At 72.7% G+C, this 1,218-nt stretch carries 1 protein-coding gene; it reads right to left on the bottom strand.

Going from position 1 to position 1,218, the window contains the following annotated elements; translation table 11 throughout:
* Positions 1-960: glutamate-1-semialdehyde 2,1-aminomutase (locus G6027_RS16320; protein WP_182638070.1), on the bottom strand; the 960-nt coding region annotated here is incomplete at its 3' end.
* Between the last annotated feature and the right edge of the window lie 258 nt (positions 961-1,218).

Here is a 1,218-nt window from a genome sequence, read left to right as displayed (position 1 = left end):
GGAGTGGTCGGCCAGGCGCAGCGAGGCGAGGCCCGCCGCCACCGCGACGGGGTTCCCGGACAGCGTGCCGGCCTGGTAGACGGGCCCGGCGGGGGCGAGCGCGGACATCACGTCGGCGCGTCCACCGAACGCGGCGGCGGGCAGGCCGCCGGACATGACCTTGCCGAAGGTGGTCAGGTCACCGGCCACTCCGTCGATCCCCCACCAGCCGCGGTCGCCGGCCCGGAAGCCGGTCATGACCTCGTCCATCACCAGCAGCGCGCCGTTCTCGGAGCACAGGGTGCGCAGCTCCTCGTTGAAGCCGGGCAGCGGCGGGACCGTGCCCATGTTGCCGGCGGCGGCCTCGGTGATCACGCAGGCGATCTCGCTGCCGTGGGTGGCGAACACCAGGCGGGCCGCCTCGACGTCGTTGTACGGGAGCACGATCGTGTCGTGGGCGGTCGCACCGGTCACGCCGGGCGAATCCGGCAGGGCGAACGTCGCGAGCCCCGACCCCGCGTCGGCCAGCAGCGCGTCCACGTGACCGTGGTAGCAGCCGGAGAACTTGACCACCTTGGACCGGCCGGTGAAGCCGCGCGCCAGTCGCACCGCACTCATGGTGGCCTCGGTACCGGAGTTGACCAGGCGCACCTCCTCGACGGAGGTCCGCCCCACGATCTCGCGGGCCAGGTCGACCTCGCCCTCGGTGGGGGTGCCGAAGCTCAGGCCGCGGGTGGCGGTTTCCCGCACGGCCTCGACGATCGCGGGGTGGGCGTGGCCGTGGATCATCGGGCCCCAGGAGGACACCAGGTCGATATAGGTGTTGCCGTCGACGTCCGTCATGCGAGAACCCCGCGCTTCACGCATGAAACGCGGGGTTCCGCCGACGGAGTTGAAGGCGCGGACCGGGGAGTTGACCCCGCCTGGGATCAGCTCACGGGCCTCGGCGAAGAGCTCGGCCGATCGGGTGGTGCCGGACAGGCCGGACGGGGTCGGGAAGGCATCGCTCGCAGACGTCACCCGTCCAGTGTCTCAAAGACTGCTCGCGAGTACCCCCTCGCGGTGTCAGCCCTGCGGCGGGGCGGGCGGCGCAGGCGGGGTGAACAGCGCCTTGACGGCGGTGTCGACCTGTCCGGCTACGTCCTGCAGCGCCTTCTCGGCCTGCTGGTGCAGCTCCTGCGGGGTGGGCAGCGGGGCCGGTGCCGGGATCACCGGAGCGGGCACCGCGGGCGCTGCGAC

The organism is Dietzia sp. SLG310A2-38A2, assembly GCF_014145095.1.
Taxonomy (GTDB): Bacteria; Actinomycetota; Actinomycetes; order Mycobacteriales; family Mycobacteriaceae; genus Dietzia.
Note: the sequence above shows the minus strand (reverse complement) of the source record. Positions and strands in the feature narration are given on the sequence as shown.